The sequence below is a fragment of the Roseiterribacter gracilis genome (assembly GCA_018332375.1).
In the GTDB taxonomy this organism is placed as follows: Bacteria; Pseudomonadota; Alphaproteobacteria; order BOG-932; family Roseiterribacteraceae; genus Roseiterribacter; species Roseiterribacter gracilis.
In genome coordinates this window covers 1,456,706-1,472,499 of record BOPV01000001.1, presented here as the reverse complement: position 1 = coordinate 1,472,499, position 15,794 = coordinate 1,456,706, and the positions used below count along the sequence as shown (strand labels likewise).

Annotated in this window: 13 protein-coding genes; 5 read left to right on the top strand and 8 right to left on the bottom strand. The window is 65.3% G+C overall.

Features of this window, described 5'->3' with window-relative positions; translation table 11 throughout:
* Positions 1-9 precede the first annotated feature (9 nt).
* The 4 genes from coaBC to TMPK1_RS07270 are packed head-to-tail and all read right to left on the bottom strand — an operon-like array spanning position 10 to position 6,635.
* Positions 10-1,200 carry a bifunctional phosphopantothenoylcysteine decarboxylase/phosphopantothenate--cysteine ligase CoaBC gene (coaBC, locus tag TMPK1_RS07285; protein ID WP_420242300.1) on the bottom strand — a complete coding sequence of 397 codons (1,191 nt, stop codon included), beginning with the start codon at positions 1,198-1,200 and terminating at the stop codon, positions 10-12.
* Complete coding sequence (locus tag TMPK1_RS07280) at positions 1,197-1,943, bottom strand: class I SAM-dependent methyltransferase (RefSeq protein WP_420242299.1); 747 nt, start codon at positions 1,941-1,943, stop codon at positions 1,197-1,199. Before TMPK1_RS07280 ends, coaBC begins: the two co-directional genes overlap by 4 nt.
* Complete coding sequence (locus tag TMPK1_RS07275; RefSeq protein ID WP_420242298.1) at positions 1,940-4,666, bottom strand: ATP-dependent DNA helicase; 2,727 nt, start codon at positions 4,664-4,666, stop codon at positions 1,940-1,942. Before TMPK1_RS07275 ends, TMPK1_RS07280 begins: the two co-directional genes overlap by 4 nt.
* Positions 4,667-4,718: 52 nt before the next feature.
* A complete protein-coding gene (locus TMPK1_RS07270; protein WP_420242297.1) occupies positions 4,719-6,635 on the bottom strand; it encodes a PAS domain-containing sensor histidine kinase in 1,917 nt (638 codons plus the stop codon).
* A gap of 145 nt (positions 6,636-6,780) precedes the next feature.
* On the opposite strand from TMPK1_RS07270, the gene TMPK1_RS07265 reads away from it, so the two are divergent.
* Entirely contained in the window at positions 6,781-8,352 is a 1,572-nt protein-coding gene (locus TMPK1_RS07265; protein WP_420242296.1) for a lysine--tRNA ligase, read from the top strand.
* Here TMPK1_RS07265 and TMPK1_RS07260 read toward each other — a convergent pair.
* The 3 genes from TMPK1_RS07260 to TMPK1_RS07250 all read right to left on the bottom strand — a co-directional run bounded on the left by TMPK1_RS07260 (position 8,349) and on the right by TMPK1_RS07250 (position 11,182).
* A complete protein-coding gene (locus TMPK1_RS07260; protein ID WP_420242295.1) occupies positions 8,349-9,374 on the bottom strand; it encodes a M48 family metallopeptidase in 1,026 nt (341 codons plus the stop codon). The two genes, TMPK1_RS07265 and TMPK1_RS07260, sit on opposite strands and share 4 nt — an antisense overlap.
* A complete protein-coding gene (locus TMPK1_RS07255; protein ID WP_420242294.1) occupies positions 9,371-10,459 on the bottom strand; it encodes a YjgN family protein in 1,089 nt (362 codons plus the stop codon). Before TMPK1_RS07255 ends, TMPK1_RS07260 begins: the two co-directional genes overlap by 4 nt.
* Before the next feature lie 87 nt (positions 10,460-10,546).
* The gene (locus TMPK1_RS07250; protein ID WP_420242293.1) at positions 10,547-11,182 is read right to left on the bottom strand and encodes a S24 family peptidase; all 636 of its coding nucleotides are present in this window, start codon (positions 11,180-11,182) and stop codon (positions 10,547-10,549) included.
* A 158-nt stretch (positions 11,183-11,340) separates the two neighbouring features.
* Here TMPK1_RS07250 and TMPK1_RS07245 point away from each other — a divergent pair, with 158 nt between their 5' ends.
* From TMPK1_RS07245 to TMPK1_RS07235, 3 genes are read left to right on the top strand one after another with little or no spacing between them, the layout of a single operon-like run.
* Complete coding sequence (locus TMPK1_RS07245) at positions 11,341-11,787, top strand: GtrA family protein (protein ID WP_420242292.1); 447 nt, start codon at positions 11,341-11,343, stop codon at positions 11,785-11,787.
* Positions 11,788-11,798: 11 nt separating this feature from the next.
* Positions 11,799-13,346 (top strand): hypothetical protein, encoded by a 1,548-nt coding sequence (locus TMPK1_RS07240; protein WP_420242291.1) that lies wholly within the window; start codon positions 11,799-11,801, stop codon positions 13,344-13,346.
* On the top strand, positions 13,343-14,341 hold the full coding sequence (locus tag TMPK1_RS07235) for a glycosyltransferase family 2 protein (protein WP_420242290.1): 999 nt from the start codon (positions 13,343-13,345) through the stop codon (positions 14,339-14,341). Before TMPK1_RS07240 ends, TMPK1_RS07235 begins: the two co-directional genes overlap by 4 nt.
* Here the strand turns inward: TMPK1_RS07235 and TMPK1_RS07230 are convergent.
* Positions 14,338-14,547: a hypothetical protein gene (locus TMPK1_RS07230; RefSeq protein WP_420242289.1), complete on the bottom strand. Its 210-nt coding sequence runs from the start codon at positions 14,545-14,547 to the stop codon at positions 14,338-14,340. The genes TMPK1_RS07235 and TMPK1_RS07230 overlap by 4 nt on opposite strands.
* 180 nt (positions 14,548-14,727) lie before the next feature.
* Here TMPK1_RS07230 and TMPK1_RS07225 point away from each other — a divergent pair, with 180 nt between their 5' ends.
* Positions 14,728-15,792 (top strand): quinone-dependent dihydroorotate dehydrogenase, encoded by a 1,065-nt coding sequence (locus tag TMPK1_RS07225; RefSeq protein WP_420242288.1) that lies wholly within the window; start codon positions 14,728-14,730, stop codon positions 15,790-15,792.
* Positions 15,793-15,794: the final 2 nt, after the last annotated feature.

The window sequence follows — 15,794 nt, the reverse complement described above, 5'->3', positions numbered from 1 at the left end:
GTCTCGCAGTTATTTCGACAGCGTGTCCGCGATGCGGGCCGCCAATTGCGTCGCGACCATGTCTTTGGTCGCGCGCGTCCAGGTTTCGACGTCGCGCGCAGTGACGAGCGCGACTTCGTTGCTGTCGCCGCCGAATGTGCCGGTGTTGCCACCAACCAGATTCGCGACGATCCAATCGCAGCCTTTGCGCGCAAGTTTGGCCTGCGCGTTGGCGACGAGGTTTTCTGTCTCAGCCGCAAAGCCGACGACGAGTCGCGGCCGCGTGTTTCCTGCTTTGGACACGGTCGCGAGAATGTCGGTGGTCTCAACCAGCTCAATCGACGGCGGCGCACCGCCATTCTTTTTGCGCTTGGCGGTCGCGACCTGCGCCGGCGTCCAATCGGCCACCGCTGCGGCGAAGACTGCGACATCGACCGGCAGCGAAGCCTGACACGCGGTCAGCATTTCAGCGGCGCTTTCGACGCGTACGATTTTCACGCCGACAGGATCCGGCTCGTGCGTCGGCCCCGTCACCAGCACCGTGTCGGCGCCGAGCAGCGACAACGCGCGTGCAATTGCGTGGCCTTGCTTGCCCGACGACCGGTTGCCGAGAAAGCGCACCGGATCGAGCGCTTCATAGGTGGGGCCGCTGGTAACCAGCGCGCGCTTGCCCGCGAGTTTGTTGCTGGCGCCGGACAGTTGCTCGATCGCAGCGAGGATGGCCTCGGGTTCGGCCATGCGGCCGGTCCCGAATTCGTTGCACGCCATCGCGCCGTCGGTCGGTCCGACACGATGCACGCCGCGCGCAGCGAGTTTTGCGAGGTTTTCCTGCGTCGCCGGGTTCGACCACATACGGTGGTTCATCGCGGGCGCGATCAGGATCGGTTTGTCGGCCGCGAGCAGCGCGGTCGATGCCAGATCGTCGGCCATGCCGTTCGCCATCTTGGCCAGCAGATTGGCCGAGGCAGGCGCGACCACGATCAGATCGGCTTCGCGCGACAGACGAATATGGCCCATCTCGGCTTCGTCGGTCAGCGACCACAGCTCGCTATAGACTTTTTCTTCGGTCAGCGACGACACCGACAGCGGCGTTACGAACTGCTCGCCGCCTTTGGTCAGAATGGTGCGAAAGGAATAGCCGCGCTCGCGCCCGCGCCGGATCAGCTCCAACACTTTGTAGGCGGCAATGCCGCCGCTGATCACGAGCAGGATGCGTTTCATGCGCGCTCCGCGCTGTGGATTGCGGCGATGCCGCCCGACAGGTTGCGCACGCGTGCGTGGCGCAGGCCCGCTGCTTCGATGCGCGCGCACAGCGTTTCCTGGTCGGGGAAGCGGCGGATGCTTTCGACCAGATATTCGTAACTCTCGCGATCCTTGGCGACGACGGCGCCGATGCGCGGAATGACAAAGCGCGACCAGGCGTCGTAGGCGCGCGCCAGCGGCGGCACGACGACTTTGGAAAATTCGAGACAGAAGAACCGTCCGCCCGGCTTCAACACGCGCGCGGCTTCGCGCAACGCCGCGTCGATGTCGGTGACGTTGCGCAGGCAGAAGGCGATGGTGAAGACGTCGAAGCGTGCGTCGTGGAACGGCAGCTTCTCGGCGTCGCCATTCACCCAGGTCAGGCCGCGCACCAAACCGTGATCGATGCCGCGATCGCGACCGACCGACAACATCGCCGCGTTGATGTCGCACAAAACGGCTGGACCGCCGCCGCGTTTGCGCCAACCGAAGGCGATGTCGCCGGTGCCGCCGCCGACATCGAGCAGCTCCTCGTCAGGGCGAGGAGAGATACTCGTCAGGAATTCGTGCTTCCACAAACGGTGCACGCCGCCCGACATCAGATCGTTCATCAGGTCGTAGCGTGATGCGACGCGGTCGAAGACGCCCCGCACCAGACCGGCTTTCTCAGTAGGGTCGACCGGCTTGTCGCCGAACCAATGCGCTTCGGAACCTGGTTTCATGCCGCGTCCGTACACCGCGCCGGGGGTTCGAGGAAGTCTCGCGTGGCGGCCACCGCTTCGGCCAGGCCGCAGCGGACGACGTCGACGCCAGGCGGAAAGGCCGGGGCCAGGCGGCTCGGCAGCATCGGATCCAGCAAAACAAAGACGCCGTGATCGTCGGCGCGCCGCACCAGCCGGCCGAAGGCCTGGCGCAGCCGCAGCCGCGTCAGCCGGTCGTCCCACGCCTTGTTGCCGAAGGCAGCGCGCCGCGCCTTGTGCAGCAGGTCGGGGCGCGGCCATGGCACGCGGTCGAACACGATCAGCCGCAATGCGCGGCCGGGCACGTCGACGCCGTCGCGCACCGCGTCGGTGCCCAGCAGGCACGCATCGCCTTCACCGCGGAAAATCTCGATCAAAGTCTGCACGTCCATCTGATCGACATGTTGCGCCAGGATCGGCAGACCAGCCGCTTCGATCGCGGGCGCGATGCGCGCATGAACTGCTTTCAAGCGAGCAACCGCGGTAAACAGGCCCAACGCGCCGCCGCCCGCTGCAAGAAACAGCGCCCGATACGCGGCAGCGACTTGATCGAGATCGTCCTTGCGCACGTCGTTAACGACAAAGACGCGCGTTTGTTTGGCGTAGTCGAACGGCGACGGCACGCGGGCGCGCACCGCCGGCACCAACAAACGTCCGACGCCGGTGCGCTGTTCGGCGGCGCGCCAATCTTCCATCTCGTCGCTGCTGCCGTCGGTCAGCGTCGCTGAGGTCACGACGAAGCCGTGTGCCGACGGCGCCAGGCTGGCCATGAAGGGTGCAGTCGGATCGGTGAAATGCCGGTACCACCCGCAATCGAAATCGCGCCCGTCGATGCGTTCGACGCCGAACCAATCGACCAGACCGTCGGGCGCTCCTTTGCCAAGCTCAGCCAGCATCGCGCGCCACGCGGTAAGCTGTTCCTGTTCGCGCCGTTCCAGCGCGCGCGCCATCGCATCCATGCGGGTGCGCGTGTCGGCTTCGAAATATTCGCCTTCTTCTTCCAGCCGCGCGCGCAGCCGTTTGGCGAGATCGCGCATCGGTGTCGCCAGCGCGTCGAGCGCGGCACGCAGATTGGCTGCGTGTTCGCGCACGTCGTCGGCAGCGGGCGCCACATCGCATTCGATACTGTAGGGACCGTCCGATCCTTCGGCGCGCGCATAGACCTGCCGGCGCACCGCAGCGAGAAACAGTTCCGCAGCACCTTTGGCACCGTCACCGCCGATGCGGGTCGGCCAGCCTTCGCCCGGCAGCGCCTGCGCAGCGCGGCCGATCGCGTCGATCGCGGCTTTCGCGTCTTCATCTTCGCGGACCAGGTCTTCGATGCGGCGCTTGATGCCGCGCGCGCGGCTCGACCGCGCTGCTTCGGCGCCGATCAGCCAGCGCCGCAGCTCGCTGGTTTCAAGTCCGGTCAGATGCGCCGCGAACGCTGAATCCGCCGCGTCGAAAATATGATGGCCTTCGTCGAACACGTAGCGGCTGGGAAGATCGGCTTCGTCGCCGCGCGCTGCACGCACCATCACCAGCGCGTGGTTGGCGACGACCAGATCGGCTTCGCGCGCCGCACGCACGCTGCGTTCGACGAAGCAGCGTTTGTGATGTTCGCACGCGCCGTAGACGCATTCGCCGCGTTTGTCGGCTAGCGACGAGATGCGCACGCGGCCCAACAGATCGACCAGCCAGCCCGGCAAGTCGCCGCCAAGATCGCCGTCGCGCGTCGCTGCAATCCAGCGCGCGATCAGACCCAGCGCGGGCAACGTCGCGGGCGTTGCCGCAGCACCGCGCAGCGCGTCGTCGTAGTTCAGCAGGCAGAGATAATTCTCGCGCCCTTTGCGCAGCACGACTTTCTTGGCGCGTTCGATCGGATCGGGCCAACGCCGCGCCGCTTCAGTATCGATCTGATGTTGCAGGTTGCGCGTGTAGGTCGAGATCCAGACCGGCGCGCCGTTCTTCTCAGCCCACAAGGTTGCGGGTGCCAGATAGCCGAGCGTTTTGCCGACGCCGGTGCCGGCTTCGGCGAGCACAGCAATCGGTACGCCGTGATCTTCGCGCGGTGCGAAGGCGAGCGACACGGCACTGGCATAGTCGGCCTGGCTTGGACGTGGCTCGGCGTTGACGCCGGTCAGTTCGGCAAGGCGGCGACGCGCATCAGCGGGATCGACCGGTTCGGTGCCGGGCGGATCGGGCGGTGCTTCTTCGCGCCATTCGGGCAGGCGGCTCCACACCGACAGTCCGTTGCGCGTGCGCGGCGGCGTCAGCGGCGCACCCAGCGCCGACAGGATCGGTGCTGCCCACGGCCAACGCACTTCGAGCAACGCCTGCGCGATTTCGACCGGATCGGACTTTTGATCGATCTTGCCTTCGATCGCATCGTCGAGCAGCGCACCGACCAGCTTGGGAAGAATCGCGGCTTCGTCTTCGAGATCGCCCGGCGGCGTCAGATCCAGCGCGCGCGCCAGACCGCGCGGCGTCGGCAGACAGAATTTCGCCGGATGGATGAAAGCATACAGTTCCAGCAGATCCAGCGCCTGCAGACGATCGAGGCCGAGGCGCCGTGCAACGAAGTTGCGATGCACCACCAAGGGCGGTTCGCGCTGCGCCAGCTTGGCCGCTTCGTCCAAGGTCAGAGTCACAAGTTCCCCGTCGCGCGCCAACCAGGCCGCGCGCGTCGCACCGACCGCCAACGCGGGGTAGGGAAGCGTGCTCACAACAAGGAACCAATCTAGGGCTGAACGAGTCGGGCGGGAGTGTAGCCCGGTATCACTCGTCCGCGTGCACCGGCGGCGCGACCAGGCGCCGCGCGGGCAGAAGAATATTGGCGCGCGTGCCTTTGCCGACTTCGCTGGTCAGATTGAAGGTGCCGCCATGCAGCTCGGCCAGGCCTTTGACGATCGACAGGCCGAGGCCGGTGCCGATCTCGCCGGTCGCCCATGCATTCGACGCCTGTGAAAATGGGTCGAGAATGCCCGACAGTTCGTTCGCGGGGATGCCGATCCCGTCATCGATGACGCTGATCGTGATCCATTCGTCGTTGACGTCGCATTCGATTGCGATCCGGCCGCCTTCGCGCGTGAACTTGATCGCGTTGGTCAGCAGGTTTAGCAGCATCTGCTTCAAGGCGCGTTCGTCGGCGAACAATTGCGGCGCGCGTGCATGCGCCGCGACCAGGGTCAGTTCTTTGCGCGCGGCGCGGGCCTGCAACAGGCGCACCGCGCTTTTCATCACATAGGCGAAGTCGACGGGGCCCTCATCGAGCACCATCTTGCCGGCTTCGATTTTGGCCAGGTCGAGCAGCTCGTTGATCAGTTCCAGCAAATGCCGCGCGCTGGCCAGCACGTCGCCGACATAGTCGGCATAGTGCGGATCGCCGAGCGGGCCGAACATCTGCTGCTGCATGATTTCGCCGAAGCCGATGATCGCGTTCAGCGGCGTACGCAGCTCGTGGCTCATCGCAGCGAGGAAATCGGATTTGGCACGACTGGCCTGCTCAGCGAGCGCGCGAGCGTGCTCGGCAAGACGGCGCGCCTGTTCGAGATCCTGCGCCAGACGCTTTGGTTCGGTGATGTCGGCGCGCGTGACGACGGTGCCGCCTTCTTGCGTGCGCCGTTGGCGCATCATCAGCCAGCGGCCGTCGGTGGCCTGGAATTCGATCGCGCTGCCATCGGCGACGCGGAAATTGGCGACGCCGATATTGACGTAGGGCTCGACCTGGTCGGCGCGCAAAATGCCAGCGGCGACGCGTTTGGTTGCGCCGCGACGTAGAAGGTTTTGATACAGCGTTCCTGCAAGCGCTTCCGGCGTCGCGTCGAACAGCTCGGCATAGGGCGTGTTGCAGACGACCAGACGTTCGTCGGCGCCATACAGCGCGAAACCGTCGACCGATGAATCGATCGCGTCGAGCAAGCGCTGTTCGGCGCGGCGCACCGCGGTCAGATCCTGCAGCACCGCGATCCACAAACGGCGGCCGCTCGACGGGTCGGTGCCGGGTGCGCCGTTGACCTCGCCCCAGAACGAACTGCCGTCGAGACGCTGAAAGCGACGCTCGCCGCGAAACACCGCAGCGCTGCCGCCGAGATGCGCTTCGTTGAGTGCGGCCGCGCCGGCGCGGCTGTTGGAATCGAGCAGGTCGAAATAGGTCAGCCCGTCCAGGCCGCCTTCGCCGGCGCCGAACAAGGTCTCGGCGGCAGGATTGGCGAGCTGGATGCGCGTCGTGTCGGCGTCGACGATCACAATGCCGGCCGACGCGCTTTCAAGAATGGTGCGGAAGCGGCCTTCGGAGGCTTCCAACGCGATGCGGCTTGCATGGGCGCGCGTGATGTCGGCCGAGACGCCGATCAGCCGCGTGATCTTGCCCGACTTGTCGCGCAGCGGCGCCAGCGACGTACGCCAGAACAGCGTCTGTCCCCGGATCGTCATCAACTGTTCGTATTCGAGCCGCGCGCCGCGTTCGAAGCAGGCGCGATACTGCGCCTCCAGCGCGTCGGCTGCTTCGCGCTCCATCAGCTCATAGGCGGTACGCCCGGAAACCTCGTCGACGGTCATGCCGATCCGCTCGGCATGGAGCAGATTCAGCGTCTCGTAGACGAAGCGTCCTTCCTGATTGATGACAACGAAGGCGCAGTCCGGAATGGATTCCACGAACTCGCGCAAATCGTTGAGCGTGCAGGCCCCCAGCATTCAAAGCCTTCATGCCCTAGCGAATGCACAGGCTCAATGGTCGGAAAACGCTTCCTTCCGTTGACGGAAGCCGGGCCCGCCCGTACCCATCGCCCCCCAAGGGATAGGGCGGGCGCCGGGTTTGGCGCCCCATCGAGGAGAGATCATGGACGAAGCGTTGCGCGCGCTGACCCAGGCGGGACGTGCCTGGCCGTTCGAAGAAGCGCGTAAACTGGCCGCGCGGTTCGAGCAGGCGCCCCCTGCGAAAGGGTATGTGCTGTTCGAAACTGGCTACGGTCCGTCCGGCCTGCCGCATCTCGGCACGTTCGGTGAGGTCGTCCGCACGACCATGGTCCGCCGCGCCTTTGAGAGCATCAGCGACGTTCCGACGCGGCTATTCTGCTTCTCGGACGACATGGACGGGCTGCGCAAGGTTCCCGACAACGTCCCCAACGCCGACGTCATTCGCCCGCATCTGGGCAAGCCGCTGACGCAAGTGCCGGATCCCTTCGGCACGCATGACAGTTTTGGTGCGCACAATAATGCGCGGCTCCGCGCCTTCCTCGATTCGTTCGGCTTTGAATATGAATTCCAGTCGGCGACCGACTGGTACAAGTCGGGGCGTTTTGATTCGACGTTGAAGCGTCTGTTCGACGCGTATGACGACGTCATGGCCTTGATGCTGCCGACCTTGGGCGAAGAGCGACAGGCGACCTACAGCCCGTTCCTGCCGGTCAGCCCGTCGACCGGCCGCGTGTTGCAAGTGCCGATCGAGCGCAAGTCCGACTACACGATCGTGTTCGAGGACGAGGACGGCACCAAACAGCAAGTGCCGATCACCGGCGGTCACGTCAAAGTGCAATGGAAGCCCGATTGGGCAATGCGCTGGGCAGCACTCGGCGTCGATTACGAGATGAGCGGCAAAGATCTGATCTCGTCCGTCGAGCTGGCGTCGAAGATCGTGAAGCTGATCGGCGGACGCGCGCCCGAGGGCTTCACGTACGAGCTGTTCCTCGACGAAAAGGGACAGAAGATCTCGAAGTCGAAAGGCAACGGCCTGACGGTCGAAGAGTGGCTGCGCTACGCGCCGCCCGAAAGCCTGGCGCTGTTCATGTTTCAAAAGCCGAAGAGCGCAAAGAAGCTCTACTTCGATGTGATCCCGCGCGCGGTCGACGACTACCTGACGCATCTCGAGAAATTCAGCACCGAAGAACCGGCGCAGCGGATCGAGAATCCGTCCTGGCACATCCACCACGGCAAGCCGCCGCAAGCCGAGTCGGGCATCAGCTTCAACATTCTGCTGAACCTGGCCGGCGTGGTGAATGCCGAGCACAAAGACGTGCTGTGGGGTTTCATCAGCCGCTACGTCGCGGGCGCAACGCCGGCGAACAATCCATCGCTCGATCGTCTCGCGGGCTACGCGGTTGCGTACTACCAGGACTTCGTGCGGCCGACGAAACAGCATCGCCTGCCGACCGATCTCGAACGTGCCGCGCTGGAAGAATTGCGCGCCGCACTGCGCACGATGGATCCCGCCACCGACGTCGATACGATCCAGACGGCGGTGTTCGAGATCGGCAAGCACCACGCATTCGCGAGCCTGCGCGACTGGTTCAAGGCGCAGTACGAAGTGCTGCTGGGCCAAAGCGACGGGCCGCGCATGGGCTCGTTCATCAAGCTCTACGGCGTTGCCGAAACCGTTTCGTTGATCGATGGAGCGCTGGCGCGGACTGTCTAGCGGCAGCCTTTCTTCAGCGCGTCCCAGGCCGCCGCGTCGAGCGGCGGTTCACCGTCCTGGCTGTCCGTCGTAGCGGCGCGCGCGCGTGCCGCTGTCGACGGATGGCTGGCCAGGTATCCATTCGACGCGCCGGTCTGCGCCTCCATGCGGCGCCAGAATGAATCGATTTCGTTGTGTCGGATGTTGGCTGCTTCGAGCATGCGCATGCCGTCGCTGTCGGCGCGTGCTTCGACGCGGCGCGACATTGGTGCGTTGGCTGCGACCACGCCTGCATTGCCAAGCATTCCGCTGCCGCCCGTCATCACCCGTGACAGGACCTGCATGCCGCTGACGCGCACGAAGCCGGTCAGCGGATCATTGTGCTGCTCATGTGCCAGTTCGTGCGCCAGCACAAACGCGATTTCCTGCGGCGTGCGTGCGAAAGCGACCATTTCGCGGCTGAGCATAATGCGCCCGCCTGGCAACGCGACCGCGTTCGGCTGGCCGAGCGATGCGATCTCCAGCCGGATGGTCTGCGTCGGCGCCAGGCGTGCAGCGAGATCGCGCGCCACGCGCAACGCCGCCTCGTCGGTGCAGCGTTTGGACTCGGGCGCCAGGACGCGCAACGTCTCGTCGCCGATGCGCGCGGCCCAGGATTGCGGCATCAGCCCGGCAATCATGTCCGGCCCGATCGCGATCACAAAGACGAGCGCCGCCGTCGCCAACCCGAACCGGATCCAGATTCCTTTGCTGAAACGGCGGCCGACCGAACGTACGCGATGCGCGCGCTGCAGGCTCGGCGCATGCGCAAGCAGTGCGACTGCAGCAGTCGGATCGTCGATGCGCAAACGCGCGGCCGAGGCGCGATGGCCAAGCCGCACCGGCTCGCCGCTGGCGAGCGGCACCACCGCCAAGATGTCGGACCAGCGCCAATGTTCGCGCGTGGCTTCGCCGCGCAACTGCAACCCGTCGAAATCTGCCTCGACGTCGAGCTGCTGCAGGCGCGGTGAGATGCCGTCCGCGTAAACGCCGCTCCAGCTCATCCGACCGCGTCGAAGTCGAACGCTGCTTCAAGCCCTTCGCCGACTTGCGGAGCGTCGGACGTGGTTGCGCGAATGTGATCGACGGCAAGCGCGCCGCCGAACACGAAATGCGTGCAGAAGAACCGCATCCGGCGCTGCCACAACAGCGGAAGGACGGTGGTGACCGCAATCGCGCCGAACACGAGGAAGATGAGGCCGATGGCCACGCTTTTGTTGTCGGCTGACAGCGTGCTGCCGATCATCAGCGGCGTGGTCCAGGTGATCGATGCGCCGAGCGCAACCAGCAGCACGGCGCCGACGATAAGGAAATTGCCGACGCGCAAGAAAATCAGATCGCGCGCGGTCGCGTCGAACGACACGGTCAATCCGGCCAGCGTCGTGCGCGCAACCAGATGGCGCAAGAACGCAACGCGATAGGCGGCCATCGACAGGCCCAAGGTCGGCACCATCAACAGCCAGCAGACAAGATAGGTGCCGAACAATTCGCCGCCCTCGGGCCGGCTTTCGGTGTGCTGGTCACCGTAGCGCGTGCTGGTCAGTAGCGTGCGGTAATACCAAGCGTCGAACCACGGCCGGTGCAGCGACAGGGTGATCAGCATCAGGAAGGTGCGGAAGAGATAGTCGCGGCCGAACCGACCGGCGCGTCCTTCGAGGCCGAAGCGCAAGCCGCGCCACGCGCTGCGCGTCAAGCGATAGCGGATCGCGCGGAACACGCCGGCGCCGGTGAGAAATCCCAGCGCGATGAAATAGAAAACCTGGACGATGGCTTTCAGCTCGTCGGGCAGCGCCAAGGTCAGCAGGCTGCTCGCAATCGCAAGCGGCAGCAATACCGCAGCGGCGACGAACAGCATGCCGAGAAACAGCTCGATGCCGCGGCCGTGATATTCGAACCGGTCGCCGAGAAACTCGACGTGACTCCAGAAATAGCGGCGTTTGCGCGTGCGCGCCCAGAAGGTGAAAACGCCGAGCGTCAGGATCTTGAAGAGGATGTTGGTCGCGAGCAGTGCGTAGAGCTCGCTGGTTTTTCCGTACCAGCTGACTCGCGCGCGCGAGCCGGAAGGCATGTTTGCTGCCACGTCGTGCATCGGGTTCTCCGCTGTGGACCCGTGCAGACTATCAGCGTCTCTCTTCGAGGACGATCTCGCCGTTGCGAACTTGTTTTGGCTTGCGCCTTACTGGCAGGCCCAGCGGATGCGCGCGATCCAGGCGACGTCCTCGCGTTCGTAGCTCTGTGCTTCGGCGCCGTTCGCGAAGGGCGTGATGTCGATGCGCGTCGCGGTCTGTCGCGTCAGTGAACCCAGCACCAACGCGCCGGCGCGCGTGCGCAACAAGACGCGGTCGCCGCGGCGTGCGGTGGCGGCTGGCGTTACGACCAGCAGATCGCCGTCGCGATAGACCGGCAATTGGCCGTCGCCCGAAATCTCGATCGCAAAGGCGCGCGGATCGTCGAGCTGCGGAAAGTCGGTCGCGTCCCAGGCTGGGCCAGCCGGGTCGCCGCTCGGGTCGAACGGTTCGTCCGTGCCGACCGCGCCGAGATGGAGCAGGGGCAGCCGGCGGCCGGGCCGGGCGGTTTGCGCGTCGCCCTCGGTCAGGCCGACCAGCTCGCCCAGCGAGCTGCCGGTCGCGCTCAGCACCTTGGCGATGCTTTCGGTCGACGGCCAGCGCAGCCGGCCATCTGCGGTGGCCCGCTTGGATTTGTTGAACGTGGTCGGATCGAGACCCGCCTTACGTGCCAGACCTGACGTGGACAGGCCGTGCCGTTCCGCCAGACGGTCGATCGCGCGCCACACATCCGCGTGCGTCAACATGGGCATAGCGTCCCATCGTCCTGGGTTGCCTGTCTAGGAATGGGTTGGATTCCCGTCCCATTGCAGGATGTGAGTCTCACCAACGCCCCGCCGCGACGATCGGCACCGCGGCCGTCGCGGAACTGTGGGGTCCGGGCCTATGTTCTGGTCGCTCGCCCATGATTCGACGTCTCACCCCCCGGCTGGCCGCCTTGGCCCGGCGCTTCCAATTCCTCAGCTTCGCCGCGGTCGGCGTGGTCGGGTTCATCGTCGACACCGGCGTTCTCTATCTGGCGAAGGATGATCTGGGTCTGGGGCTCTATGCAGGCCGGCTTCTGTCCTTCCTGGTTGCCGCCACGACGACCTGGTTGCTCAACCGCGTCTTCACCTTCGGAAACCCGCCGGTGCGCTCGCTGCTTCGCGAGTGGCTGCATTTCCTGTCGGTCAATTCGATCGGTGGCTTGGTCAATTACGGCGTCTATAGCGGCCTAGTGCTGACCATCAGCCGCGTCACCGAACATCCGGTGCTGGGTGTTGCCGCGGGCGCGATCGCGGGCTTGGCGTTCAACTATCTCGGTACGAAACACGCCGTGTTTCGCCACCGCGCTGCCCAACTCGGCCGTTAGTTCGCTCGGCCATGACCAAAGGCATCGTCGGCGCGCTCTCGCTTGCAGCGCTCGTCTTCTTCGCCGTGCTCGCACTGGTGCTGGGCAAGGAAGCGGCGTGGGACTTTCAGAATTATCATTGGTACACGCCGTACGCGCTGCTCAACGGGCGGCGCATGTTCGACATCGCGGTCGCGCATCACGCGACCTATTACTCGCCGCTGCTTGATCTGCCGCTGTGGTGGATTGCGAATGCCGGGCCCGGTTGGTGGGGCGGCGTGTGGCTGGGTTTGCATGCCGGCGCATCGGCAATCCTGATCGCCGCCATCGCGTGGCACGTGCTGCCGTTGCACGGTGCGACGATCCGGTTGGCCGTTGCGTCGCTGCTTGGATTCTTCGGTGCGCTGGGCGGCGGCACGATGAGTCAGATCGGCAGCACGTCGAACGACATTCTCGTCGGCTTGCCGGTGTTGGCGTCACTGCTGGTGCTGTTGCTGGCTGCCGATTGCAAACGCTGGTGGATGTTGCTGCTGGCTGGCGTGCTGTGCGGCTTTGCCGTCGGTGCGAAACTCACCACCGGCATCTACGCGGTCGGCAGTTTGGGCGCGTTGTTGTTTCTCGCCGGCGGTCCGCGCGCCAAGCTGCGTGCGATCGTGCTGTTCGGACTTGGCGGCGCAATCGGTGCGGCGATCACGGGTGGTTTCTGGTGGTACGCGCTGTGGCGCGAAACCGGCAATCCGCTCTTCCCGTTCGCCAACACGATCTTCAAGTCGCCGCTGATCAAGATTGCGGATTACAGCGATCCGACGTTCCGGCCGCGCGATTGGTTCACGCGCATTCTGTTCCCGTTCATCTTCACGACTGACTCGCGCAAAGTCGCCGAGTGGGATTTCCGCGACGTGCGCATCGCGGTCGCCTATGTGCTGGCCTTTGTGATGCTGGTTGCGATGGTGGCGAAACGCACCAGCGCCGATCCGCTCGCCGACCGCGTGCGCGGCCGCATGTTGTTGGCCTATGTCGCGGGCGCCTATCTGCCGTGGGCGCTGGTGTTCGGCATTTATCGCTATGCGCTGCCGATCGAAATGCTGGCGCCGGTTGCGATCGCGGTCTTGATCGGCTGGACCGACGCGCCGCGCGCCGCGCGGGTCGCGACCGTCGTGCTGCTGACGGTGATGACGCAGGCGATGGTGTCGTTTTCGCTCGAACGGGCCAGCTTCGCCGGCCGCTATGTCGAGGTGCAGATGCAGCCGCTCGAGCCCGACGCGATGGTGTTGGGCACGGGCAAATATCCGTACAGCTACGTGATCCCGTCGGCGCCGCCGTCGGTGCCGTGGCTGCGCATCGATGGCTGGCTGGTCGGTCCCAAGGACGGGACCGGGCTGACCGCAATTCTGGAAGAGCGCGTTGCAGCCCATCGCGGCCCGCTTTACGTCATCTTCTCGGACTGGGAGCGCAATTACCGCGACCAGGCGTTGGCGGCCTACGGGCTTGATGCCGACGACGCTTCCTGCTCCACCGTCACGTCGAATATCGGACGGCCGCTTGGCCTGTGCCGCGTTGTTAGAAGGGGTTCCACATGACCGAAGCGATCCAGGTCGGACGGATTGAAACGACAGCCGCAACTGAAGCGGCCCGGCCGCGCGTTGCGGTGTTGGTCCCTTGCTACAATGAAGAAGCGGCGATCGGAAAAGTCGTCGCCGATTTTCGCGCTTCGCTGCCGAACGCCGAGATCTTCGTCTACGACAACAACTCGACCGATCGCACGGTTGAAGTCGCGAAAGCGGCCGGCGCGCGCGTCGCTCTGGAACCGCGCCAAGGCAAAGGCAATGTCGTGCGCCGTATGTTCGCGGACATCGAAGCCGACGTGTATGTGCTGGTCGACGGCGACGATACCTACGACGCCAAGGTTGCGCCCGATCTGGTGCGCAAGCTGATCGACGAAAAGCTCGACATGGTGAATGGCGCGCGCGTCACCGACATTCAGGCCGCGTACCGTCCCGGTCACCGTTTCGGCAATATGATGCTGACCGGCATGGTGCGCGTGCTGTTCGGCGATCTGATCGGCGACATGCTGTCGGGCTACCGGGTTTTCTCACGCCGCTTCGTGAAGTCGTTCCCGTCGATCGCGGGCGGCTTCGGCATCGAAACCGAAATGACCGTGCATGCGCTGCAGCTGCAGATGCCGGTGTCGGAAGTTTCGACCGCGTACAAAGACCGGCCGCCGGGATCGGCGTCGAAGCTGCGCACGTTCCGCGACGGCTGGGTGATCTTGATGCTGATCATAAAGCTGATGAAGGAAGAGCGTCCGCTCGCCTTCTTCGGGATCATCGCCAGCACGCTGATGTTGCTGGCGCTGGCGATCGCAGCGCCAGTCTTCGCCGACTATGCGCGGACCGGCTTGGTGCCGCGCATTCCGTCGGCGGTTCTCGCGACTGGTATTGCGCTTCTGTCGTTCCTCAGCCTGACCTGCGGTCTCGTGCTCGACACGGTCACGCGCGGCCGCTGGGAAGTGAAGCGGCTGACCTATCTGAACTTCGCCGCGCCGCGCAGCCGCGCGGGCGGCGAAAGGCTTTAGGCGGTTTCGGCCTGCAGCATCGCACGCCAGGCGGCACGCGCCTGTTCGCGGGAGACGCCGGCGGCAACGGCCGCTTCGAGCATTTTTTCGCTCGGCGCTTCCGGAACGAGCCTGGTCTGGTTCGGTCCAAGCATCGCGGCGATCGAAAGGGCGACCCGAACCGGGTCGCGCGAGTCGGCTGCGCGTCGTGAAGCCCATTGCGTCATGCGGAACCCCCTAGTCCCAAAGTGTTTCGGGACGCGTAGCAAGCGCGGTGCCGGACCTGTTCACCACCACAGAGGGTGAAAACGCGGGGTTTTCGCCGAACCCACCTTCGCAAGACGCAAAGACTTCTCGCGAACCGCGAGACGCTTGACCCGGCTACCCCCGTTCCGTAGCGCTCGCCGGTGCTCGATTTCTCCAAATCCCTTTGGCCTTTGGCCCGTCCGCTGCTGCATGCGCTCGATCCCGAGGCGGCCCACCGTCTGACTATTCGCGCTTTGCAGTCGGGCCTGGTCCCGTTTGCCGCCGGCCCGGATCCCGCGTCGCTCGCGATCCAGGTGCTGGGGCTGAGCTTCGCCAATCCGGTCGGGATGGCGGCCGGGTTCGACAAAAACGGCGAGGCGATCGACGGGCTGCACCGGTTGGGCTTCGGCTTTGTCGAAATCGGCTCGGTCACGCCGCTGGCCCAGCCCGGCAATCCCAAGCCGCGCATGTTCCGGATTCCAACCGCCGGCGCCGTCATCAACCGGCTGGGTTTCAACAATGAAGGGCTCGACGCCGCCGCGGCGCGTCTAGCGGCCCGGCGCAGTCGGGGCGTGCTGGGCGCCAATCTTGGCAAGAACAAAGACCAGACCGATGCGGTCGCCGATTACGTCGCGGGCGCAGCGCGCCTGTCGCCGCTGGCCGACTATCTCGTCATCAACGTGTCGTCGCCCAACACGCCGGGCCTGCGCGAGCTGCAGCACGCGCCGCTGGGCGAGCTGGTGCGCGAGGTGCGCGCCGCGCGCGCCCGGCCGATCCCGTTGCTGGTGAAGATCGCGCCCGATCTCGAGCCGCGCGAAATTGCAGCCGTCGTCGAAGCGGCGCTGGGCGGCGGTGCCGATGGGTTGATCGTGTCGAACACGACGTTGGACCGGCCATCCTCGATTCCGGCTGCCGTCGCAAAAGAGGCGGGCGGTCTGTCAGGAAAGCCGCTCTTCGCGCGGTCGACCGACGTCCTGCGCCAGGTGCGCAAAATCGCCGGGCCAGCGGTGCCGTTGATCGGTGTCGGCGGCATTGCGTCAGGCGCCGACGCCTACGCCAAGATCCGCGCCGGCGCGTCGCTGGTGCAATTGTATACAGCGCTTGTCTACGAAGGCCCGTCGTTGATCACCCGCATCAAGCGCGATCTGGCTTCATTGCTCGCACGCGACGGGATCACGCGCCTGCAAGATGCGGTTGGGCTGGACGTATCTGACGTGCGGCTTTAGTC

Excerpts from the sequence above, each read along its gene's own strand:
- coaBC (WP_420242300.1), bottom strand. The coding sequence starts at position 1,200 with ATGAAACGCATCCTGCTCGTGATCAGCGGCGGCATTGCCGCCTACAAA.
- TMPK1_RS07280 (WP_420242299.1), bottom strand. The coding sequence starts at position 1,943 with ATGAAACCAGGTTCCGAAGCGCATTGGTTCGGCGACAAGCCGGTCGAC.
- TMPK1_RS07270 (WP_420242297.1), bottom strand. The coding sequence starts at position 6,635 with ATGCTGGGGGCCTGCACGCTCAACGATTTGCGCGAGTTCGTGGAATCC.
- TMPK1_RS07265 (WP_420242296.1), top strand. The coding sequence starts at position 6,781 with ATGGACGAAGCGTTGCGCGCGCTGACCCAGGCGGGACGTGCCTGGCCG.
- TMPK1_RS07260 (WP_420242295.1), bottom strand. The coding sequence starts at position 9,374 with ATGAGCTGGAGCGGCGTTTACGCGGACGGCATCTCACCGCGCCTGCAG.
- TMPK1_RS07255 (WP_420242294.1), bottom strand. The coding sequence starts at position 10,459 with ATGCACGACGTGGCAGCAAACATGCCTTCCGGCTCGCGCGCGCGAGTC.
- TMPK1_RS07250 (WP_420242293.1), bottom strand. The coding sequence starts at position 11,182 with ATGTTGACGCACGCGGATGTGTGGCGCGCGATCGACCGTCTGGCGGAA.
- TMPK1_RS07245 (WP_420242292.1), top strand. The coding sequence starts at position 11,341 with ATGATTCGACGTCTCACCCCCCGGCTGGCCGCCTTGGCCCGGCGCTTC.
- TMPK1_RS07240 (WP_420242291.1), top strand. The coding sequence starts at position 11,799 with ATGACCAAAGGCATCGTCGGCGCGCTCTCGCTTGCAGCGCTCGTCTTC.
- TMPK1_RS07235 (WP_420242290.1), top strand. The coding sequence starts at position 13,343 with ATGACCGAAGCGATCCAGGTCGGACGGATTGAAACGACAGCCGCAACT.
- TMPK1_RS07230 (WP_420242289.1), bottom strand. The coding sequence starts at position 14,547 with ATGACGCAATGGGCTTCACGACGCGCAGCCGACTCGCGCGACCCGGTT.